At 59.7% G+C, this 21,472-nt stretch carries 18 protein-coding genes and 1 pseudogene; 9 read left to right on the top strand and 10 right to left on the bottom strand.

Annotated features, from left to right (window positions below; genetic code table 11):
* From AC07T0_RS28430 to AC07T0_RS28390, 9 genes and pseudogenes are all read left to right on the top strand, one after another.
* Nucleotides 1-156: pseudogene (locus AC07T0_RS28430) on the top strand (ethanolamine permease); the annotation flags it as partial.
* A gap of 184 nt (nt 157-340) precedes the next feature.
* Complete coding sequence (locus AC07T0_RS28425; RefSeq protein WP_495004299.1) at nt 341-1,735, top strand: ethanolamine ammonia-lyase subunit EutB; 1,395 nt, start codon at nt 341-343, stop codon at nt 1,733-1,735.
* Nucleotides 1,732-2,562 (top strand): ethanolamine ammonia-lyase subunit EutC, encoded by an 831-nt coding sequence (gene eutC / locus AC07T0_RS28420; protein ID WP_495004298.1) that lies wholly within the window; start codon nt 1,732-1,734, stop codon nt 2,560-2,562. Before AC07T0_RS28425 ends, eutC begins: the two co-directional genes overlap by 4 nt.
* A gap of 103 nt (nt 2,563-2,665) precedes the next feature.
* Nucleotides 2,666-3,124, top strand: coding sequence for a GNAT family N-acetyltransferase (locus AC07T0_RS28415; RefSeq protein WP_495004297.1), 459 nt, complete (start codon nt 2,666-2,668; stop codon nt 3,122-3,124).
* Between the two features lie 289 nt (nt 3,125-3,413).
* On the top strand, nt 3,414-4,070 hold the full coding sequence (locus AC07T0_RS28410; RefSeq protein ID WP_495004296.1) for a DedA family protein: 657 nt from the start codon (nt 3,414-3,416) through the stop codon (nt 4,068-4,070).
* Between the two features lie 4 nt (nt 4,071-4,074).
* The gene (locus AC07T0_RS28405) at nt 4,075-4,887 is read left to right on the top strand and encodes a M90 family metallopeptidase (RefSeq protein WP_495004295.1); all 813 of its coding nucleotides are present in this window, start codon (nt 4,075-4,077) and stop codon (nt 4,885-4,887) included.
* A gap of 291 nt (nt 4,888-5,178) precedes the next feature.
* Nucleotides 5,179-5,706 (top strand): inorganic diphosphatase, encoded by a 528-nt coding sequence (gene ppa / locus AC07T0_RS28400; protein WP_495004294.1) that lies wholly within the window; start codon nt 5,179-5,181, stop codon nt 5,704-5,706.
* A 227-nt stretch (nt 5,707-5,933) separates the two neighbouring features.
* A complete protein-coding gene (locus AC07T0_RS28395; protein ID WP_495004293.1) occupies nt 5,934-6,692 on the top strand; it encodes a LexA family transcriptional regulator in 759 nt (252 codons plus the stop codon).
* 612 nt (nt 6,693-7,304) lie between these two features.
* The gene (locus AC07T0_RS28390; RefSeq protein WP_495004292.1) at nt 7,305-7,520 is read left to right on the top strand and encodes a HoxN/HupN/NixA family nickel/cobalt transporter; all 216 of its coding nucleotides are present in this window, start codon (nt 7,305-7,307) and stop codon (nt 7,518-7,520) included.
* Nucleotides 7,521-7,735: 215 nt separating this feature from the next.
* On the opposite strand, the gene AC07T0_RS28385 is transcribed toward AC07T0_RS28390, so the two are convergent.
* From AC07T0_RS28385 to AC07T0_RS28340, 10 genes are all read right to left on the bottom strand, one after another.
* Nucleotides 7,736-10,852 (bottom strand): autotransporter domain-containing protein, encoded by a 3,117-nt coding sequence (locus AC07T0_RS28385; RefSeq protein WP_495004291.1) that lies wholly within the window; start codon nt 10,850-10,852, stop codon nt 7,736-7,738.
* Between the two features lie 40 nt (nt 10,853-10,892).
* Nucleotides 10,893-11,711 carry a sulfotransferase family protein gene (locus tag AC07T0_RS28380; RefSeq protein ID WP_495004290.1) on the bottom strand — a complete coding sequence of 273 codons (819 nt, stop codon included), beginning with the start codon at nt 11,709-11,711 and terminating at the stop codon, nt 10,893-10,895.
* Between the two features lie 39 nt (nt 11,712-11,750).
* The gene (locus AC07T0_RS28375; RefSeq protein ID WP_495004289.1) at nt 11,751-12,239 is read right to left on the bottom strand and encodes a GNAT family N-acetyltransferase; all 489 of its coding nucleotides are present in this window, start codon (nt 12,237-12,239) and stop codon (nt 11,751-11,753) included.
* Between the two features lie 21 nt (nt 12,240-12,260).
* A complete protein-coding gene (locus AC07T0_RS28370) occupies nt 12,261-13,364 on the bottom strand; it encodes a hypothetical protein (RefSeq protein WP_495004288.1) in 1,104 nt (367 codons plus the stop codon).
* Nucleotides 13,365-13,985: 621 nt separating this feature from the next.
* Entirely contained in the window at nt 13,986-14,711 is a 726-nt protein-coding gene (locus tag AC07T0_RS28365; RefSeq protein WP_495004287.1) for a phosphocholine cytidylyltransferase family protein, read from the bottom strand.
* Nucleotides 14,708-15,310: a gamma-glutamyl-gamma-aminobutyrate hydrolase family protein gene (locus AC07T0_RS28360; protein WP_495004286.1), complete on the bottom strand. Its 603-nt coding sequence runs from the start codon at nt 15,308-15,310 to the stop codon at nt 14,708-14,710. The genes AC07T0_RS28365 and AC07T0_RS28360 overlap by 4 nt, the downstream gene beginning before the upstream one ends.
* Nucleotides 15,307-17,670 (bottom strand): PEP/pyruvate-binding domain-containing protein, encoded by a 2,364-nt coding sequence (locus tag AC07T0_RS28355; RefSeq protein WP_495004285.1) that lies wholly within the window; start codon nt 17,668-17,670, stop codon nt 15,307-15,309. Before AC07T0_RS28355 ends, AC07T0_RS28360 begins: the two co-directional genes overlap by 4 nt.
* 77 nt (nt 17,671-17,747) lie before the next feature.
* Nucleotides 17,748-19,058 carry an ATP-grasp domain-containing protein gene (locus tag AC07T0_RS28350; RefSeq protein ID WP_495004284.1) on the bottom strand — a complete coding sequence of 437 codons (1,311 nt, stop codon included), beginning with the start codon at nt 19,056-19,058 and terminating at the stop codon, nt 17,748-17,750.
* A gap of 16 nt (nt 19,059-19,074) precedes the next feature.
* Nucleotides 19,075-19,692: a CDP-alcohol phosphatidyltransferase family protein gene (locus AC07T0_RS28345; RefSeq protein WP_495004283.1), complete on the bottom strand. Its 618-nt coding sequence runs from the start codon at nt 19,690-19,692 to the stop codon at nt 19,075-19,077.
* Between the two features lie 34 nt (nt 19,693-19,726).
* Nucleotides 19,727-21,028 (bottom strand): MFS transporter, encoded by a 1,302-nt coding sequence (locus AC07T0_RS28340; RefSeq protein ID WP_495004282.1) that lies wholly within the window; start codon nt 21,026-21,028, stop codon nt 19,727-19,729.
* Between the last annotated feature and the right edge of the window lie 444 nt (nt 21,029-21,472).

The raw sequence follows: 21,472 nt of genomic DNA, 5'->3' as shown, positions 1-21,472 counted from the left end.
GTATTGGCGGTGGTGTGCCTGATCGCGATGGCCTGGTTCAACACCCTGATCGGCCTGATTTTCCTCGGTTTCATGGCAGTAGGTTTCATCTACTTCCAATTGACCGCCAGCCAGCGCTCGGACGCGCCGGCGGACGCTATGCTCACAGGTAACTGATTGCACCAGCACGGGGCGTCCTGCGCCCTTACGCTGTACACATGAACACCGCCGTACTGTAGGAGCCAGCTTGCTGGCGATGAGGCCAGCGAGATTTGCATCATCTGATCGGCCGCCATCGCCGGCAAGCCGGCTCCTACAGGGACGGTTTATCGCTAACAGAGGTTCAGGAGGACACCGCCCCATGGCCACATTCGCCCATTCCGTCGGCGCCCAGACCTATCGCTTCGACAGCCTCAAGGACGTCATGGCCAAGGCCAGCCCCGCCCGCTCCGGCGACTTCCTGGCCGGGGTCGCCGCCCTCAACGACGGCGAACGGGTCGCGGCGCAGATGGCCCTGGCCAATATTCCCCTCAAGCATTTCCTCGAGGAAATGCTGATCCCCTACGAATCCGACGAGGTCACCCGACTGATCGTCGACACCCATGACAAACAGGCCTTCGCCGTCGTCAGCCACCTGACCGTCGGCGGCCTGCGCGACTGGCTGCTCAGCGACACCGCCGACGAACAGAGCCTGCGCGCCCTGGCCCCGGGCCTGACCCCGGAAATGGCCGCCGCCGTATCGAAGATCATGCGCGTCCAGGACCTGGTGCTGGTGGCGCAAAAAATCCGCGTGGTCACGAAATTCCGCGGCACCCTGGGCCTGCGCGGCCGGCTGTCGACCCGCCTGCAACCCAACCACCCCACGGACGATCCGGCCGGCATCGCCGCCAGCGTCCTCGACGGCCTGCTCTACGGCAACGGCGACGCGATGATCGGGATCAACCCGGCCACCGACAGCCTGAGCTCGATCTGCGACCTGCTGCACATGCTCGACGCGGTGATCAAGCGTTACGAAATCCCCACCCAGGCCTGCGTGCTGACCCACGTCACCACCTCCATCGAGGCGATCAACCGCGGTGTGCCGCTGGACCTGGTGTTCCAATCGATTGCCGGCACCGAAGCGGCCAACGCCAGTTTCGGCATCAGTCTGAGCGTCCTGCAGGAAGGCTACGACGCCGGCCTGAGCCTGAATCGCGGCACCCTCGGGCAAAACCTGATGTATTTCGAAACCGGCCAGGGCAGCGCGCTGTCGGCCAACGCCCACTTCGGCGTCGACCAGCAGACCTGTGAAACCCGCGCCTACGCCGTGGCCCGGCATTTCAAACCGTTCCTGGTCAACACGGTGGTCGGCTTTATCGGCCCGGAATACCTCTACAACGGCAAGCAGATCATCCGCGCCGGCCTCGAAGACCACTTCTGCGGCAAGCTGCTGGGCGTACCCATGGGCTGCGACATCTGCTATACCAACCACGCCGAAGCCGACCAGGACGACATGGACACCCTGCTGACCCTGCTGGGGGTGGCCGGGATCAACTTCATCATGGGCATTCCCGGCTCCGACGACATCATGCTCAACTACCAGACCACCTCGTTCCACGATGCCCTGTATGCCCGCCAGACCCTGGGGCTGAAGCCCGCGCCGGAGTTCGAACAGTGGCTGGCGAAAATGGGGATCTTTACCCAGGCCGACGGCAAGGTGCACTTTGGCAACAGCCTGCCCCCGGCGTTTCGCCAGGCACTGGCGCAGCTCGGATGAACGACATGGCCAAACAGATCGACAGCGACAACCCCTGGCTGCAACTGCGCCGCCTGACCCCGGCGCGTATCGCCCTGGGACGTACCGGCACCAGCCTGCCCACCAGCGCGCAACTGGATTTCCAGTTCGCCCACGCCCAGGCCCGCGATGCCGTGCACCTGCCGTTCGACCACGCGGGCCTGAGTGCGCAACTTGCCGAGCGCGGTCGGGAAACCTTGCTGCTGCACAGCGCCGCCGACGACCGCCACAGCTACCTGCAACGCCCGGACCTGGGCCGCAAGCTCAACAGCGCGTCGGCCCAGCAACTGCGTGAGCATGCACTGGCTCACCCCGGTGGCATCGACCTGGCCATTGTCGTGGCCGACGGCTTGTCGGCCCTCGCCGTGCATCGCCATACGCTGCCGTTCCTGACCCGCCTGGAAGAACAGATCGCGACCGAGGGTTGGTCGCTGTCGCCGGTCGTCCTGGTGGAACAGGGCCGCGTGGCGGTCGCCGATGAGATCGGTGAGCTGCTGGGAGCGAAAATGGTGGTGATCCTGATCGGCGAACGCCCGGGCCTGAGCTCGCCGGACAGCCTGGGGTTGTATTTCACCTATAATCCAAAAGTCGGCCTGACCGACGCCTACCGCAACTGCATCTCCAACGTACGCCTGGAGGGTATGAGTTACGGCATGGCCGCGCATAAATTGTTGTACCTGATGAAAGAAGCCTGCCGCCGACAATTATCGGGGGTCAATCTCAAGGACGAGGCTCAAGTGCAAACGCTGGAGAGTGAATCGGATGTCCATTCAAATGGCAACTTCCTACTGGGCTCGTCCCAAGATTGACCGTCATCCGGATTGCTCTTTTCCCGCGCTTTGGGCAGCATCAACGCTACGGCTGCCCGAGTGAACCGTTTGCCGTCAAATCCATGAAGTTGAGGCCTGATCTATGCGGATTACTCAAGCGACCCTGGAACATCTGGACCTGCTGACCCCCCTGTTCGTCAAATACCGCGAATTCTACGGTGCCTTGCCCTACCCTGATTCGTCGCGCAACTTTCTGGAAAAACGCCTGCGGCGCAAAGAGTCGGTGATTTACCTGGCCTTGCCGGACGATGACGACAGCAAGCTGCTCGGTTTCTGCCAATTGTATCCAAGCTTTTCTTCGCTATCGCTCAAGCGGGTCTGGATCCTCAACGACATCTACGTCGCCGAGGACGCCCGGCGCCAGCTGGTGGCCGACAACCTGATGCGCACGGCGAAGAAAATGGCCCGTGAGACCCACGCCGTTCGTCTGCGCGTCTCCACCAGCAGCGACAACCTGGTGGCACAGAAAACCTACGAATCCATTGGCTTTCGCGAAGACAGCGAATTCAAGAACTACGTATTGCCGATCGACGAAAAATGATCAACGCCGGCCCAAAAGGCCCGCAGCCCTTGTAGGAGCTGGCTTGCCAGCGATGACGGCAGTGAATGTTACGTCACCATCGCTGGCAATCGAACATCCATCGACGCTCCTGCATCGCCTTCGCTCGACATTCCCCGCTACAAACTCAGCAGGCAGAAATCTCCCCAACTCTTATAATCCCGCTTTCCCACGGAATGTACGAAAAAACTACATTTCCTGTAGTTAACTACGCATATCTATTTTCCTTGCACAGGTCCGCCGAGCCGGACCGTTCACACAGGTGCCATCCATGGATTTCAACCCGATCGACATAATCCTGCATCTCGATGTCTACCTCGACATGCTGGTGAACAACTACGGGCTCTGGATCTACGCCATCCTGTTCCTGGTGATCTTCTGCGAAACCGGCCTGGTGGTCATGCCATTCCTGCCGGGGGATTCGCTGCTGTTCATCGCCGGCGCGGTGGCCGCGGGCGGTGGCATGGACCCGGTGCTGCTGGCCGGCCTGCTGATGCTGGCGGCGCTTCTCGGCGACAGCACCAACTACATCATCGGCCGAACGGCGGGCGAGAAACTCTTCAGCAACCCGAATTCGAAGATCTTCCGCCGCGACTACCTGCAAAAGACCCACGACTTCTACGACCGCCATGGCGGCAAGACCGTGACCCTGGCGCGCTTCCTGCCGATCCTGCGGACCTTCGCACCGTTCGTCGCCGGCGTTGGCAAAATGCCCTATGCGCGCTTCTTCCTGTTCAGCATCCTTGGCACCGTGCTCTGGGTTGGCGGCCTGGTCACCCTGGGTTACTTCTTCGGCAACGTACCGTTCATCAAGAAAAACCTGTCGCTGCTGGTGGTCGGCATCATCCTGCTGTCGCTGCTGCCGATGATCATCGGCATGGTCCGCAGCCGCTTCGGCAACGCCGCGTCCAAAGCCGGCACCCACTGATCCCGTGTGGTCGCTGAGTGCCTGGCGGCGCCGGCGAACGCTGGCCCGCCATCCGGTTGCCGATGAAACCTGGCAGCGAGTCCGCCAGCGCCTGAGCTTCCTCGACGGACTCAGCGACGCCGAGGATCGCTGGCTGCGGGAACACAGCGTGCTATTCCTCGCTGACAAGCACCTGAGTGCCTTGCCGGGCGTGGAACTGGACCAGGAAAGCCGCCTGCTGCTGGCGGCCCAGGCGCAACTGCCACTGCTGCACCTGGGGGACTTGAACTGGTACCAGGGTTTCCATGAGATCGTCCTTTACCCGGACGACTTCCTCAGTCCCCAGCGCCATCGCGACGCCAGCGGCGTGGAACACGAGTGGGATGCCGAGCACAGTGGCGAAGCCTGGCAACAGGGCCCGATCATCCTGGCGTGGCCCGGGGTACAGGCCAGCGGCGGCTGGGAAGGCTACAACCTGGTGATCCACGAACTGGCGCACAAACTCGACATGCTCAGCGGCAGCGCCAACGGCCTGCCACCGCTGCACGGCGACATGCGCGTGGGCGACTGGGCCAAGGTCATGCAACACGCCTATGACAACCTCAATCGCCAGTTGGACCGCAACCCCAACGCCGACACCGCCATAGACCCTTATGCGGCGGAAAACCCGGCGGAGTTCTTCGCCGTGACCAGCGAGTATTTCTTCAGTGCCCCGGATATCCTGGCCACGACCTACCCACGGGTGTACGAGCAATTGCGCGCGTTCTATCGCCAGGACCCGCTGGCGCGGCTACAGCAACTGCAGGCCCACGACCCGCGGTATAAGACTAAAGACTGACGCCGAAATCCCGGCCGCGGCCCTGCCTCTGCCCTTATGGGAGCGGAGCTTGCCCGCGAAGCTTTTGGCGGTCTTGAGGGCGCCTTCGCGGCGGTACGGCGATCCGACAAGCTCCGCGCCCACAGGCGCCACAGTGATTCACCATCGCAGATCAGCTCGTCGCCCGAGATCCGGCGGCGCCTCCGAGTGTCCGGCGGCCCGTGGCATCGCCCCCGGAATAGGCCTATAATCCCCGCCACTTTTTGGTCAAACCGGCCAAGTTTTCTGATCAACCAACGGGGGCATCGCCCAATGAGCTACAGCAAGATTCCGGCTGGCAAAGACCTGCCGAACGACATCTACGTCGCGATCGAGATTCCGGCCAACCACGCGCCGATCAAATACGAAATCGACAAAGACAGCGATTGCCTGTTCGTTGACCGTTTCATGGCCACCCCGATGTTCTACCCGGCCAACTACGGTTTCATCCCCAACACCCTGGCCGACGATGGCGACCCCCTCGACGTGCTGGTCGTGACCCCATACCCGGTCACCCCTGGCTCGGTGATCCGTGCCCGTCCAGTCGGCATCCTGCACATGACCGACGACGGCGGCGGCGACGCCAAGGTTCTCGCGGTCCCGCACGACAAGCTGTCCCAGCTGTACGTCGACGTGAAGGAATACACCGACCTGCCAGCGCTGCTGCTGGAGCAGATCAAGCACTTCTTCGAGAACTACAAGGATCTCGAGAAAGGCAAATGGGTGAAAATCGAAGGTTGGGGCGATGCCGAAGCCGCCCGTGCCGAAATCATGAAGTCGGTCGCCGCTTACAAGGGCTGATCCGCCGCGCCCTGGCGCGAATTGAAGAACCCCGGCTTGCCGGGGTTTTTTGTGCCTGTTTACCAATAAACAAACAAGAGTTTTAATAAATAAACATAACGACTCAGGTTCAGCTATTTGAGTGTAGGAATCCTGAACGACACCAATCGGTTCGTGTGCGAACCGGGAGAATTTTTGAACACCTCGTTTATTTAAACAGGTGTAGCACGCCAGTAAACTCTGTGTTCATGAATACATCAGGCGATCGCTTAAGGGCCCTCCTGCGGGAGTGCCATCTATCCGCTTCGGACTTCGCTGCCAACCGGCAAGTGACGCCGCAGCACGTCAACAACTGGTTCAAGCGCGGCATTCCCATGGCGCGGCTGGACGAGATAGCCGAGCTTTTGTGTGTCAACAGCCGCTGGCTGCGCACCGGCGAAGGGCCCAAACACCCTGGCAGCTCGACCAACGAGACGGAGGCTGAACGCGAATTGCTGCCCACTCACGATCAGGAGCCTTACTCCTCTCGCGACGACCTGGCGGCCACCGAACGCAACGACGTGCAAGTGCCGTTGTACAAGGAGACCCCCGCAGCCCCCGGTTCGAGCCAGACCCAGGTGGCGGTCATACCCGGGCGCAAGGTGCGCCTGCCCTATCGTATCCTGCAGGCCATGGGGGTCGGCCCGGACCAGGCCATCTGCGCGCCCATGACGGGTAACAGCATGGCGGAAAAGATCCAGGACGGCTCCACCATTGCCATCGACCGCAGCCTGACCCAGGTGGTGGACGGCGAAATCTACGCGCTGGAGCACGACGGCATGTTGCGGGTGAAATATGTCTACCGCCTGCCGGCGGGGGCCTTGCGGCTGCGCAGCCACAACAGTGCCGAGTATCCGGATGAAGTGTTCACCGCGGAGCAGATCGAGGAACAGAACGTTCGGATACTGGGTTGGGTGTTCTGGTGGTCGACGCTGAACAAGCGGCGGCCCCCGGTGCCGTCGAAATAGGGGACAAGATCCCCTCTTGTCTGAAAACGACAGCTCTGGTGTGTGGTTTTCGCTGGGAATCTGTCGTAAATGCCGGTATCCTGCGCGGCACATTTGGGCAGCGTCCTGCTTGCAGCAGGCCAGATTGCCCACGACACGGCGCGAGACAACTGCGCTGCGTCCCACAACCAGATTTGCTCTGGATGTACGTTTTGAAGGCGAGTGAGGCTTACCAAAAATAAGCCAATCCCGTCCCCGAGAAGCCGGCCACAAGCCGGCTTTTTAATTGTCCAAAATAATCCTGTCCCATCCGAAAATTCTGCCGATAGCCTAGCTATTCCGGGGGCTTCAGGCATTCCCCTGTCCGATGGTGTTCAACACCATTTGACCTCATCCGACGATGAAGTGGGGGGGACAGATGGAGGGCGTTATCAGTACCTCGGTTTCCGCCTTGTTCCTTTTCGTCATCGCACTGATGAACCTGATTATTTTGAGGTCGATTTATAAGGCATGACGCCACGTCAGGCAGGGTGGTGTTTATGTCGAGGATGACTTTGACCTGCTACTGGCGGATCGTGGTTTTCTTGCGAGGATTTTCCGGCCATTGTTCGCTTGATCACTCGAAGCTGGCACATGTTTCCCTTGGGCTTCCTGTTCGGGTTGGGCTTCGATACCGCCACTGAAATTGCTCTGTTGGGCATCTCCGCTAGCCAGACCTCCCAAGGATTGTCGCCATGGGGAATCATGGTATTTCCGGTTCTTTTCAGTGCAGGTATATCGCTGGTCGAGAGAGTTCAGGCGCTTAGTGGCAGCATCAATTTAACGGGGTGTTGGTGTCCGGTTTTGTAGGGGCAAGTCCAGGCTAATAGGTAAATTATTTCGAGAACAGCACACTAGCGTCCCCATAAAGACGGGTGGGGGAATAGAGCGGCGCATCCGCTTCGGAACCGAGAAAACGAAAGGCCCCTGGAGTCTCTCGACTTCAGGGGCCTTTTGCGTATCACCGGATGACTGCACACGGGAACATCAAGCCCCCGTGGTCGGCCTCCCTGCCTACCCGACCTTTAGAAGGCCCAGCGTGCTTGGGCAGAAGCAGTCTGGTTGACGAAGTGGCTGCGCTCCTCCACGTCATAACGCACGGCCAGTTGCAGTTGGCCGTTGACCGCGTAGCTCAACTCGGTGCCACCGCGAGCCAGCCAGCGCTGCGGACTGCCGGAGTAAGTGGTGAAGACCGTTCCCGGCGCACCAGCAAAGCTGCTGGTCAGCGAGTCACGACTCGCCAGCAAGTCATAACCGACGCCCAGCTTGCCACTCAAAGTCAGCTGTTGCGTGAGGTCATGGGCCAGCTTGCCATCCACACCGAGAATGAACTGATCGGTGCTGCGACTCTTGACCTGCAGGTCCAGCTCATCGGCACCTTTCTCGTTGTAGGCCTCATCCTTGATCCAGGTGTAGTCCGCCCGTACCGAGGGGGTGAAGCGCGTGGCAGGCGTCAGGCTGAAGGTCCGATCCAGGGCAACGCCGGCATGGGCGGTCCAGGAATCATAGTTGGATTTGGCTTGCAGCCCGGCGAAGTCGAGGTTGCGCTTGCCATCGTTGTGGTTCTGGCCGCCATCGAGCTGAAAACTCAGGTCGGTGGTGTCGTCCAGGTGATACGCACCGTAGCCCACCAATTGATAGACGTCGGTGGTCAGCTGTTGACGGGCGGTGTCACCACTGTTGTGAGTGTCCGCCTTGGCGTAGATGAAGGCGGTACCCAGCATCCAGCGATCATTGAGGCTGGCATCGAGACCGAAGGCCATACCGCCCACACTGGAGTTGACCCCGGCAACGCCATCGTGGCTTTCCTGGTTGGCCCAGGAGCCGAACGGCTTGATCCAGAGGTGCCGCTCAGTCACGCTCTCGCCGGAAGACAGGCCGCTGTCGCCGGAAGACTGGCCGCCAAGGACCGATTCGCTGCGCGCCTGCACCACGCCGTTGATACTGCTCAATGCAGTCCGTGCCGCCGTGGTGGATCCCCCGGTCATCAGCGGCAGGACTTCGCTGGCGGCCCTGGACACTTCGCCCTGGGTACTGAGCGCGACAAAGTGGCTGGCCAACTTGCCATTTGGATCGTTGGCAATGATCTGGTCCAAGGCTGCCGCTGCACCTAGGGCCGGAGAATTGCCGAGGGCCTGGACGCTGCCTTGAACGGTGTTGGCGCTGCCAGAGGTACCGCTGGCAAGCACATTCAGGTCGACGCTGCTGCTGTTATAGGTCGGCGTGAAGTCGAACAACAGGCTGTTATCGGTGACATGGCTGAACTGGCCAGTGACCGTGCCGGTCGCACTGATCACGTGGGTCAACTGATTACCGGCGGCCAGGGTATCGCCACTTTTGACGTCGACGTTCAAGGTGCCGGCCAGGGCGACGTTGCCATTGACGCTGAGCTTGCTGTACTGCGATGAACTAAGGGCGCTGACCTGCAACGTGCCACTGCTGCTCTGGCTGAAGGTGTTCCCCACTGACAGCGTGGAAAAAGGCGTGGCCGCACTACCAATCACCAGCGCACCGGCGTTGCTCACCCCCCCGGCGATCGAAGCGTCACTCGTGTTGAGCGTGGCACCGCTGGCGACAGCCACCGAACCCAGCAGGCTCGCGCCACTGGCCATGACCAGGGTGCCGTTGTTGACGGCCCAATTCTGGCCATAGGTGTCAGTGCCTGTCAGAGTCCAGGTGCTGTTGCCGATTTTCTCGAAGCTGCCGAAGCCCTGATACTGCTGCATCGGGCTCCCTTGAGGGCCGGTCGAAGCGAGGTCGAACGTGGTGGAACCGGTGTTGCTGTCGCCGCCAAGGGCCAGTACATCGCTGCCACCGCTGGAGCTGACTACATTGCCATTGATCACCGAACCGGCAGCGAGAGTCAGCTGGTTACCACCACCACTGAGCTCGATCGCATTGGCCCGGGCGCCACTGCCGCCATTGGCAAAACCACCAGAAATGGTTCCGGCGTTGAAGACCGTCGAGTTGCCCGTCACCACCACACCCGCGCCACCTGCTCCCGCGAAGCCGGCAACACCGTTGGCGCCCGCGCCCCCGGCCGCGCCGGCGTGAACAAAGCCCCCACCTCCCGCACCGCCTGCGCCACCCACGCCCGCAGCACCGGCGATACCACCGTTACCGCCTTGAATCGTGCCGGTGTTGATCACCTGAATGTTGAAACCGCTGATGCCGGCACCACCCACCCCGCCATTACCGCCGTTCCCACCACGACCACCATTGCCACCGCTACCACCATATTTACCGGAAGTGCTGCCGGCCCCACCCTGACCGCCTGTGGCACCGGTGGCACCGGTGGCACCATTGCCGCCGGTGATGCTGGCGTTATTGGTAACGGTAAAGAAACTGCCTGAAATGCCGTCCCCACCGGCCGAGCCGGCGCCTCCGTTCGCTCCAGCCCCGCCGGTGCCACCGGAGCCCCCGGAGTTACCGGGAGCTAAAACGGTGGACCCGCCAACCCCCCCATTGCCACCGTTGCCGGGGACACTGGCAACACCTTGACCACCGGTGAGGGTCGCATTGTTGGTCAGCGTAAAAAAGCTCCCGCTGACGGCTGCCGAAGCATTGTTCGGGGTGGAGTATTGGCCGGTGGAGCCCGTGCCGCCGACGCCGCCGGTACCCGAGCTGACGTTCGAGCCGGCTGAACCCGTGACTCCCGGATGCGATGGGCCGCCGCTCCCCGCAGCGCCGGTAAACTGCCCCGCGATCGCGGTGGTGATGGTCCCACCACTCGCCCCGCTCAACCCCAGAGAGCCGTTGTTCCCCACCAGATTGGCACCGGTGACGGTCAGGGGAGCAGTCACTGTCAGCGTCGTTAGCCCACTGTTGATCGTGGCATCCGAACCGAGGTTGATCGTGTTGACGGAAGGGTCCACCCGCAACGTCCCACCGATGGACAATTGCTCGCGCAAGGAACCCGTACCGGAATCGGCATTGGAAGTGATGTTGATGGGCGCACCTGCCCAGGCCGACGAGGCAATGCCCAGCGACAGCAGTGCCAGCGGCCAGACCGCTGCTTTACCGCGCCCCACCGCCAGGCGTGTGCCCGAACCACCACAGCTCTTTGACTTGGCGGCCTCGGAAACGACTTGCAGCGCTCCCAGGCCGCTGTTCCAGACCAATCGATAAATCCCCTTGTTCATCTCGTGCGCTCCAATGGTTTGATTTTTTTATGGGGGTTCTTCAAAGAATCCTGACCCCTTGAGTGTTGTGTTGAGGGTGTTGCCAGAAAGCGTCGTTGATAAACCGCGCGAACACATCGGGCGGCAGCAGCGTCGGCCGGGGGACGGCCTGTACGCTCGGCCGCACATCGTGCAGCCCTGGAGTACCGGCCCGCCGGTCGAACTCCTGCGCCTCGAACTGGACGTTATGCAGGTCGTGACTGAAAGCCGGCTCGCCAATGAAGTCGTAAATGCCGTCGAGCACCGCTTGCGGGTCGCTGACCAGGCTCTCGTAACGCACCAGCAGCAAGCTGGCGGCGTGCTCGCCATAAAAAGCCTGCTTGAGGGCGTTGTAGGGATAACCGAGCATGCCCTCGGCATTCGCCAGAGCATCGGCGCGGCTATAGACCGTGCCACCGGCGTGGAAATTGAAAATCGCCGAGGGCGAAAGGCGGTTGTTCTGGACCAGGCGCTCGATACTGTCGATGATCCAGGGCACGTCGCGCACGCAGGCAATCACCTTGCTGGCGGGGAACAGGCTTTTGAGCAAGGCCATGCGCGAACACCAGGCACGGTTGCTGTCGAAGATCACCGGCGCGGAAAATTCGTCACCGTAGAACTGCTCGAACAGCCCACGCAGAATGCGTTCACGCTGCTGATCGGAGATGAACAGTGAATACTCGTTCTTGCCGCTCATGCCATTGAGCAGGTCATCGACCAGGCCTGCCACAGGGCTGCTCATGTGCGCATGAAAACGCGGATTCTGGCGCAACAGGGCCGACAGCAAGGTCGAGCCGGAACGGGGCAGGCCGGAAATGAAATGCAGACTGCGCTCAGCCATAGACTGGGTTCCTGGTGAAGTAGGTGATAACGCTCTGGCTCATGACAGGAACAGCCGATGCCAGACACTTTGACCGCTCTCATCGATACCCAGGTGCTGGAACCCGGCGCGCTGGATCACACGGATACCAGCGGCGGTCTCCAGCTTCGGATTCTCGACAATGATCATCATCCCCACGGGCGCCTGAGCGTCGCCGGCATAGGCCAGCGCCAGTTGCTCGTAGGTATGGGTAAACAACCTGGGAGCCAGGCCAACGTCGCGGTGGTCCTCACGAATGAAGGTGCGATAGAACCAATAGAGCGCCCCGGCGCCGGGAGAGGCGCAATACACCGAGCTGACCCCAACGATCCGCCCCTCGGGGTCCAGGACCACACACGTCACCTCGAAGGTTCTGCGCCAGGCCTCGGCGGGATCGGGTATCGCGCCGGTTGCGCCCCAGAACGCGATGAGTTCGCTGCGCATCTGGGCAGTGACCTGCCCCCATACCCAGACGATCCGGTGATTTTTGAATGAGCTGATGGCCGACATGGCAGCTTCTCGTGTTGAAGGTCAGAGTGAAGGTTGGCTGCCATTGCCCGGGTAAGGCGTGCGCAGGCGAGTGTCGTTGAGGAACAGCTCGCACCACAGGCGCCATAGCTTGATCAGTCGTTGCTGACCACCCTCCTGGCGCAGATCCCGAGTGGCCCGGGCCAGAACGCTGGCAAAGGACTGGGCGTAGAGCCGGCAGCTGCTGCAATCGATGTTCGGCGTGCAGCATTTACCGGTGCTCTGGCTCAGGTCGGTGTTGTAGTGGCGCAGCGAGGGGGTCAGCAGTACGCCACAATCGCGGGTCACGGCGCCCGCACCCTGGGCATCGGGATACAGGCCCGCCGGGTCGTGAATCAGCGCATTGAAATCATCGTCATACAGAATCCGCTGCCCCGGTTGTTGCAGCAGCAGCCCGATACTGTCCCGGGCACGCAGGAGATCGTCGGTGCTCAGGACCAGGTTGTCGGCGGCGGTGCTGGTGATGTGGTATTGATCGGCGCCGGCTCCGCTGTCGATAAAGTCCAGGTACTTGCTGGTCGGGCTGTAGTGATTGAAGGTCAGGGCCAGACCGTTGTCCGCGCAGAGCTGGGCGATATACGGAATATCGTCGAGGTTGCGTGCGGTCAGGGTGAAGACGAAGACCGCCCTGGGGTCATTGCGATAGTTTCTGATCTGCTTGCTCATGGTGTCGGCACCGCGCAGTTCGCGGCTGCGCTCGGGGTTGCCCCAGAGCGACACATGCACGCGATAGTCGATCTCGGCACTCAAGCGCTTGATGCCGTTGGTGAACACCACGCCGTAAGGAATGTGCCGGCTGGCAATGAGCAACTTGTTCTCCGCCAGCGACGGCTCCGCCCCGCCGAAATAGCCGTAGCGCACGCCTCGTGCGCCTTCGTCGGCGAAGAACCGCTCGATGCTCTGCAGGTCCTTCACATCCTTGTGCCCAAGATAGTCATCGCCTGAAAAGAAAAGACACCCTTCGCAGGTCAGGTTGCAGATCGAGGTGATGTCGTACTGGCTCGGACGAAGAGGCAACACTTCCTGGCGCAAGAGCCTCCAGAATTCGCTATCACTCAGCGATCGGGCACCTGATTGCTGCCCACGAGCAACGTCAAGGACGGCCATGCGGATGGCTCCAGCAATAATTCAAAGAGGTTGGGGCGACGACTCTGGGGGCCAGAGTCCGCGACAATCCGCCTGGAGGAAGCGGCAAAGTCAAAGTAATGGCGAAATAATGCCTAATTGACATCAGCCTGCCAACCTTTATATGTGTGTTTCATAATGTTTCTGCTGGAAGGCTGTGTTTCACTGAAAATCGGCACATAACGCCATTAATACGCCGATTCTCTCGCACTTTTATTCGCCAAAAAACTGACGGAAGTTCCATTGCCGCCAGCGCGGACGTCAGGGCCAGGCTTAATACGGTCAGGCGACCTGCTGTCGATGGCTGCCGATGCCTGGATTTGCGTAGGGTCGTGCGATGCGTGCAGTGCATTTTTTTCTTCCCCGGCTCATTGCTGCTAAATGAGCATTAAATTCGCCGAGCATATTTGATCCGCTTTCACAGGCTTGACCGTGTGTCCAAGTTTCCAAACTATATTTTTACAACACGATCACGGAGGGAATGGCTGGAGGGGACGGAGGGAAGATTGCGCCCATGCTGGGCGCACAGCAAAAAGCCCCGCTCTTCTCTCGAAGGCGGGGCTTTTTTGGGCCTGGATGTTCAGCGTCGCTAAACCCTGGCAATCACAGCTGTGGATAAATCCGCTCATACAGTGCCACATCGCAAGGGCAATCGATCTCACCCCAGGGCTGGTTCGTCGGTGTCCCCCCGACCGGCACACCCGCCTCGATCAGCAATGAAAACAATGACGTCATATCGATTTGATCGCGCTGCTCGGCACTCAATCCGCCCAACTGCGCATTGAGTGCCTGCCAGCCCGAAGGTGTCAGTTTGAACAGCCCCATATACTGCCCCTGAATCTGTTCCAGAGTCTGGGCACGATGGCCAATCTCGCAGATCCGCTCGTTATCGATAGAAAAGCGTTCCATGTCCTCCAACGGCTGATCGAAACGCTGCTTCCAAAGCGCTACCGCCTGTGGGTCGTAACCCAGGTCAATGTCGTTACCGCTGGCCATCAGCGCACCGACCAGTTCGGGCGAATAGAAAATATCGCCATAGCTCACCACACAGGGCTGGGAGTCGAGCCATTCGTGGGCCGCGCTCAGCGACTGATGGATGCCCGTGGTACTCCAGAGCGGGTTGATGAACAGCCGATCGGCATAAGGCGCCAGCATTTCGCTGCGATAGCCGGCGACGATACCGACTTCACTGATACCAGCGGCACGCAAGGTGCGCACGGTTCGCTCGATCAACGGCACCCCGTTGAACTCCACCAGCGCTTTGGGTCGTTGATCGGTCAGCGCCCCCAAACGACTGCCACGGCCAGCGGCGAGAATAATTGCCTTCATTGTGAAACTCCATAAACCTGCCGGACCAGTGAAAGGTCGGCGCTCTCCAAATGTTCGTTGCGTTCAGGGTGCCACATCACAGCGGTGTGGCCTGCCTCTGGGTTACTGACCGCCTCGATGACGCCGTCCTCACCCATCCCATCGATTTCATAGCCGGGTGGAACGGCACGAAAACCGTAATCGTGAAACGAGTTGACCCGGCGGACCTCGCCCCGATAGCGAATGTCGTGAACCCCCACATGCTCGGTGACCGGCTCCAGGATGGCCCCTGCCCGTGTGAGCATGACCTGCATGCCGCGACAGACGCCCAATGCCGGAAGGCACCGTTGCTGTGCCCACATCAGCAACAGGGCTTCGGTGTCATCCCGGCAATCGGCGACACCCGACAACGCCTGACAACTGCCGCCACCGGTCAACAGCACACCGCTCGGCCGCAGTTGCTCAAGCAGGCCTGCGGCAACCTCGGGGTTGTTCGGCAGGTAGACCGGTTGCACGCCGCAACGCGCGAGAAAAGTGCTCCAGCGTTGGTCGATTGCATCTCTCCACTCGCTGCGCCCGGTATCGAACAGCCGAAGCATGGTCACCGCAACCAGGGTCACGCCAACACCTGAATACGGCGCTCGGCACAATCAAGAATCAACCGTTTGCTCGCCAGCAGGCTGCGGAATTTCACCTCGCCGACCCCGATAGCGGCCGGAATGGCGAACTCTCGGGCGCGAATCGACATGTGGGAATTCTCGCCACCGTAAGCCGTAATGAACCCAGCAATGCGACGGGTGAAAATCCAGTCGAAGCCCGGGTCGGCATTCTCGATCAGTACGATGCAACCCTCGATGTCGTGCTTGCTCGCTTCCTCTGCCCGCAACACCGCCACTGGCGCTTCGGTGGCGCTGCGGGTGATGAAGTTGGGGTTACAAGACTCGATTGCATGGGACAGCAGGTCATCGGGCTTACAGACGATGACCGGCGTGCGTATGCCCTGAGTCGATTGCCAGCGCGCCCGGTTACTGACGATTTTGTGGTGAATCGCCTCCAGCCGGACCTCCTCCAGGTTGCCGAGAAAATCACCGAGTCTGGAAAAACTCAGTTCTTCGCCGCTCAACTGGTGACTCTCGCCCCAATTCGTGAGCGCCTGAAGCGCCTGGGAAACGAACGCGCCATACAAGTATTTGACCTTCTCCCGAGCCGCTACGGCCGCATCCAGGAACTTAAAAAAATGCTCGGCCGAGACTCGCAGGTGACACTCGTCGAAGGCTTGCTGGACAGCGTTTTTGATTTCGCGGCTGATTACCCGCGGGCCATCGTCGCGATGGGCGCGTTGCGGCGGCGTAGTCCAGTCGAAGTAAGCGTCGGGGGTCTCGTCATAACGCGCCACTCGCAGGTCGTAAGTGCCAGGGCGCACGTGGCCATGCAGACGCAGGAACGCTTCTTTATGGAGGATGCGGAAATCGTCGGCCATCTTGCGCCCGACGGTATGCACACCGCCGATCAGCGAATCGGTAAAACCTGCCGGGATCCGCTGCAGACTCTCCAGTGACTTGATCACTGCCGTCGCGACAAACGCAGCGCGGGCGACACCGGAGAACACTTCGCCGACGACCTTGGCATCGGCGAGAGCATGGCGCAAACCCTGCAGAGGATCTTCGCGGTGGTTGTTGCCACGGGCCAGCCGCTCGACCTTTTGCTCGATGCGCGGCAGTCGCGTCAGGTCCGAAAAAAACGGCCCGTCCGCCGAAATGATGTGCTCGGTGACGCTTTTCAACTCCGCCAGGTAGAGCTCGCGCTGAGCAACGTTCAGCCCTTTGAAGGCTGGAATGTCATCTGCCGGCAGGATCGCCAGTTGCGGGGTAAAACAGGTAGGAATGATCGAGAACTCAATCTTGTCATGCAGCGCCTGATGGGCAGCCAGGTGTTCGCAGCATTGGGTGACCACCGAGTTGACGATCGTCAGTGGCAGCGCTGCGGGAATGAACGACTCCACGCTGTAAGGAATGCAGATATAAGGTGAGCCGCTGAACTGATGCATCAACGGCTTGTTGCGCATATCGCGGTAACCGTAGCGGAACCGCGCGGATGCCCAGTTCACATCGGTGATCAGCTCCTTGTAGAGCGAGTACGCCAGGGGCCGCGGCTTCACGCCGATCATCTCGGCGGGATTCCAGTCAGGCATCAGCCCCAGAAAGGCGTTGAAACTGTGCTCGGGTTGCCGGGTCTTTCTGGCCAACCTTTCGAGCAGTGCCACTTCGCAATCGAGCACCGCGCGCAGGGCGAAGTCTGACTGCGCGTCGATTTTTTCCACGCCCTGCCCCGTCATCGGCCGAACCTGAAACAGCAACGGACCGTCCTCGGTGATGGCGAACTCGATGTCCAATGCATCACGTTCTGTCAGGCACTCGACTTCCGCGAGCAAGGCGAACAGCCCTTTGAGTGCCGCCGGTTCGGAACCGGCCGCAGACTTGATCGCCACAAACGAGTGAACGATGCCGGTCCCCGCCGTGACGCCATCAGTGCCGTGCCCGGGCACATAATCCACCACGTAATATGGCAGACCGGTTTCCGGGTCACGGGTCATCGCCACGCCCGAGGCCTGCACGCCGGTGGCCATGCTCTGAATCAGCACTTCATCGAAATCGCTGGCCTGCCCGTAAGAGCCGATTACCTGTTCGATGGCTTGCTTCAACGCCACCGGCCCGCGTACATCGGCGACCGAGTCGTACATCCCGGCACCCGATGTGCCGTCCTGATCCTCGGACAGGCTACTGGAGCGCACGATCATCGGATGATCGCCAAAGCGCTTTTCACAGTAATCCAGGATAGCCTGGGGTTTGCTGCGCCAGTTTCTGACCGTGAATCGGTGCAACGGCAGCACGCGGCCGGTCTTCAGAAACGGGGCCAGGCTTTCCAGAGTTCCGGCCTTCCCGGAAAACTCGAAGGGACTGGCGAGCGTCATTGACTGCATGTCGTCTTCCATTGTTAGAGGTAATTACATTCCCTTGTGGGCAGCGATGACCACCAGGCACCCGGCATGAAATCGGCTTAATCCAGCTCAGGGCCGGTGTACTTCGCCAGTTCGTTGCCGTACAGCAGCGACAGTTCAGCCAGGAAGCTGTTGCCCTTTTTCGCCGCCGCGTAAGGGCAGCTATCGAGCACGATCACGTGGCCAATGGTCCCGATATTGCCGGTGTAGACGCTCACCTGCTGACCCGGAACGACGTGCGCGGTGCAGAACTCGATCTGGTATTTGTCCAGCAGCGGTTGCAGCGTGCACGGGTCGTAACTGTCGGCGATCCGGCCACCATGGCGCGATGCGACGGTGACCACGGTGCCTGCGGTTTCAATCAAGGAGTCGTCGACCTTGATCTTCTCGCCCAGGTGCAGACGGATGAGCATTTCGAACGGATCGATGCCAGTCAGCATCCGGTACATTTGTGGCGCGACACTGCCCATCATGCGGGCGTTGATCTCCACCAGGCAGGGTCCTTTTTCGTCCCGCAGCAACTCGACGTGATAGAGCCCGATATCCAGCTTCAAGGCACTGAAGACCTGCTGAACATAGGCTTTGATTTCATCGCGTGCGGTGTTGTCGAGACCCGATGGCATGGTCGCCGTCATCTCGAGAATTTCGTTGTAGTCGGCACGGAAACGAATGGTGGTGGCATAACACGACACCACGCCGTCCTGAACGATGACTTCGGCCGAATGCAGCGTACCGTTGACGTATTGTTCGACCAGGTAATCGCGGCTGACCAATGCATCGATCATCGGATCGGAATCGGCACGGGCCTGGCGAATGGTCTCGACGAATGCATCGAAATCACGCTGAGTGAAGCAGATCGCAGAAAACTGCTTGGAGAACCCGCGGGTCGGCTTGACCACAAACGGCAGTGCCAACTGAGGCGCGATGCCTTCGGCCAACTGGCTCTCGCTCAAGACCTGAAAGTCAGGCGAGCGCACATTGTTCGCGCGCAGGGCTTCGCGCAGACGACTTTTGTACACCGCGCCACAGAGGTTTTCGTAGCTCGGATAGCGAGTACCGAGGAACTCGGCCTCCCGGGCCACGGCGACGATTGCGGCTTCGGACGTGGAGATCAGCGCGTCGATTTTTCGACTGGCGTTGAGCTCTGCCAGCACGTTATGAAACTCGTCGCCTTCCAGTGAGTCGACGCGGATGTATTCGTCCACATGTTTGAGGTACGGCTCGATTTTCGAGTGATCGCCTTTGACCGAAATCGTCAGGAACGAGGTATCGCGTTGATGAATAAAAGTGACATGACACCCCAGGCGCTTGGCAGCTTCGAAGGCCAGCAGGCCGCTGACTGTGCTATCGACCAAAACGACATGTTTCATAGAACGCTCCGTGTAGTTATGAGTGGTAGAGGAGAAAACTGCTCAGGGAAAACGCAATTGCAATGAAGGCAACGGTGGGGATGGCCTTGAACTTGGGCAGCTTAAGGTTCGTCACTTGCAGCACCGCGATCAGAAATGTCAGAAACAGCACGTCATGGGGGGCGACTTTGCCGGCCGCAATGGCCTGGAACGCCAGCGCAAACAGTAAGCCGGAATAGGTCGTCGGCAGCCCGCGATAACCGACCGGCGCATTGGGGTCGTTGAGAGCGAAGACAGTCAGACGCAAGACGCCGGACAGCACCAGTGCGCCGGCCGCGATGACCGCCAGGGAAGAAGGAAACAAGAGCACCAGGATGAGCGCCGGGGCGACACTGAAGTTCAGCAGGTCGGCAAAGCTGTCCAGGTGTTTGCCAAAGGCGCGGCGTGGCGCATTACCCGCCAGATAAGTTCTTGCAATATGCCCATCGACAAAGTCGAGTATGGCGGCCAGACAAATAACACTGGCGGCATAAGAAAGACTGCCCCGTTGCGCTGCGACAACCGCCACGAAGGACAAGAGTATATTTAATATTGTAACCCAGTTAGCCAGATCCAAAAAACGAACGAACGGAAACACCGGCGCTATATAACGCATAGGTCATGACTTCCTTGTCAGATGTAAAACTTGATTAAATAGTTTGCTCGACAGGTTTCAAAACAAACGAAAAGAGCGTACTTGCCACCCCATAAACGGCAGCAAACACCGCACTGGTCCACAACAGGCCAACTTGCTCAACCAGTAATGAACCCAATAATATGGTGACCATCATGCCGACATAAACACCGGCATATTGAACAGACGCCACCAGCGGCATGGCATTCGCTGGTGTATTGAGCACCACATCGGACTGCAGTTTGAAAAAAGCCAGTTCGAAGAAAAAGATATAGAAAAAGTAGGCGACGTAACTGGAGATCAACCCGCCGCCGTAAGCCGCGGTGATCATGAACAACGCACTGGCCGTGGCCATGGACGCTGGCGCCAGTCGGTGGCCACGCTTGTTCAGCTTGTAGTACAGAATCGCACCGGCCAGGGCGGCGATGCTATTGACTGCTTGTAGGAGCCCAACATATCCCTCGGACAATCCCAGCACGTGAGCCGGCAGGATAATCCGCGAGACGTTGAAAAAACCCTGATAAACGCTGACGAAAATAATGAAACTCCAGAAGCTGCGGCGCAGTTCGGGGTTGGCTTTCATCAGGTTGGAAAAAGTCGCGATCAGCGCCAGAGGCTGCGCGACAGAGGGCGCTGCCGGCCGCTCGACCCTGGGCAGCAGGAAGGCGGCGAGCGCGGCGATAGCGAGCAGTACGGCGGTGATCGCCAAGGCCTGCCATGGCATCATCTCGCCTTTGACCAGGCCCATGGTCGCTCCAGCAATACCGCCAGCGATGAACTGCGCCGTCAGTGTCAGGGGAACGGTAGATTCGACGTTTTGCGAATTGAAGTAACACTTGATCGCGACGATGCGACCCACACGCTGCAACGCATCTAGAGTGCCGATGGCAATACCACCGACAATGGCAAACAGAACAACACTGGGAAGAAACGAATACACAATCACTACCACCAGCAGAGCCAGGGCATTGGACAACAGCAACAAGGTGCGCGGGGAAACCCGGTCGGCCACTCGATAGATCTGCCCTACACATAAAACAGGCAACACCATTGGCGAAAACAGCACGACCTGAGAATACAGCAGATTGCCGGTTTCTTTATAGGTGTAATAAGACAGGTATATATAACTCAGCGTGGATGCACATATAGCACAAAGATTGACGATCCAGATGAGGACCGTAAGGTTTTTGGACGAATATGAAATACGCATATGATCCTTCACCGAGTAGCTTCCTTTTAACCACTCGCACGTTATCGTAAAAAAAAATTCCTGGCAATATTTTTTAACAAAAATGTCACATACTTCTGAGCGAATCATGCCTCGCACTATTTCAGTGCAAGCTTTGCACTTCAACATCACCGCACCGTGACGAAGTTAGCGCCAGAAACACCCGGTCAGATAAAGAATTATCAGTATTTATGATTATTGAATAACCGTCCGTTAAACAGCCTGGCGAGGTTGCACCAATAAAACTTGAGACCGTATCAGTGCAACCTTTCCGAACATCGGGTTGCACCCTCTTCCTTCGCAGCACACAAAACCCTTCCCCTTTGCGTCATCGCCACCCCCCGCGAGACGGTTGCAAAGCGCCATCTCCTGCGGCAATCAATGCCTCCAATCCTCTTGAGTAACCGCGAGCTTGCCCATGCAACGGTGACGTAATGGCGCCGCCTCGATCGGCGCCACACAACCTTTCCCTAACCCTTAGCACCACGGGTCCGCCTGCAGGGAGCGTCAACTCACTTTCCAGTCCGAGACGTC

Source organism: Pseudomonas sp. GW821-FHT04D07 (genome assembly GCF_059420225.1).
Note: the sequence above shows the minus strand (reverse complement) of the source record. Positions and strands in the feature narration are given on the sequence as shown.

Excerpts from the sequence above, each read along its gene's own strand:
- AC07T0_RS28425 (WP_495004299.1), top strand. The coding sequence starts at position 341 with ATGGCCACATTCGCCCATTCCGTCGGCGCCCAGACCTATCGCTTCGAC.
- eutC (WP_495004298.1), top strand. The coding sequence starts at position 1,732 with ATGAACGACATGGCCAAACAGATCGACAGCGACAACCCCTGGCTGCAA.
- AC07T0_RS28415 (WP_495004297.1), top strand. The coding sequence starts at position 2,666 with ATGCGGATTACTCAAGCGACCCTGGAACATCTGGACCTGCTGACCCCC.
- AC07T0_RS28410 (WP_495004296.1), top strand. The coding sequence starts at position 3,414 with ATGGATTTCAACCCGATCGACATAATCCTGCATCTCGATGTCTACCTC.
- ppa (WP_495004294.1), top strand. The coding sequence starts at position 5,179 with ATGAGCTACAGCAAGATTCCGGCTGGCAAAGACCTGCCGAACGACATC.
- AC07T0_RS28395 (WP_495004293.1), top strand. The coding sequence starts at position 5,934 with ATGAATACATCAGGCGATCGCTTAAGGGCCCTCCTGCGGGAGTGCCAT.
- AC07T0_RS28390 (WP_495004292.1), top strand. The coding sequence starts at position 7,305 with ATGTTTCCCTTGGGCTTCCTGTTCGGGTTGGGCTTCGATACCGCCACT.
- AC07T0_RS28385 (WP_495004291.1), bottom strand. The coding sequence starts at position 10,852 with ATGAACAAGGGGATTTATCGATTGGTCTGGAACAGCGGCCTGGGAGCG.
- AC07T0_RS28380 (WP_495004290.1), bottom strand. The coding sequence starts at position 11,711 with ATGGCTGAGCGCAGTCTGCATTTCATTTCCGGCCTGCCCCGTTCCGGC.
- AC07T0_RS28375 (WP_495004289.1), bottom strand. The coding sequence starts at position 12,239 with ATGTCGGCCATCAGCTCATTCAAAAATCACCGGATCGTCTGGGTATGG.
- AC07T0_RS28370 (WP_495004288.1), bottom strand. The coding sequence starts at position 13,364 with ATGGCCGTCCTTGACGTTGCTCGTGGGCAGCAATCAGGTGCCCGATCG.
- AC07T0_RS28365 (WP_495004287.1), bottom strand. The coding sequence starts at position 14,711 with ATGAAGGCAATTATTCTCGCCGCTGGCCGTGGCAGTCGTTTGGGGGCG.
- AC07T0_RS28355 (WP_495004285.1), bottom strand. The coding sequence starts at position 17,670 with ATGCAGTCAATGACGCTCGCCAGTCCCTTCGAGTTTTCCGGGAAGGCC.
- AC07T0_RS28350 (WP_495004284.1), bottom strand. The coding sequence starts at position 19,058 with ATGAAACATGTCGTTTTGGTCGATAGCACAGTCAGCGGCCTGCTGGCC.
- AC07T0_RS28345 (WP_495004283.1), bottom strand. The coding sequence starts at position 19,692 with ATGCGTTATATAGCGCCGGTGTTTCCGTTCGTTCGTTTTTTGGATCTG.
- AC07T0_RS28340 (WP_495004282.1), bottom strand. The coding sequence starts at position 21,028 with ATGATTCGCTCAGAAGTATGTGACATTTTTGTTAAAAAATATTGCCAG.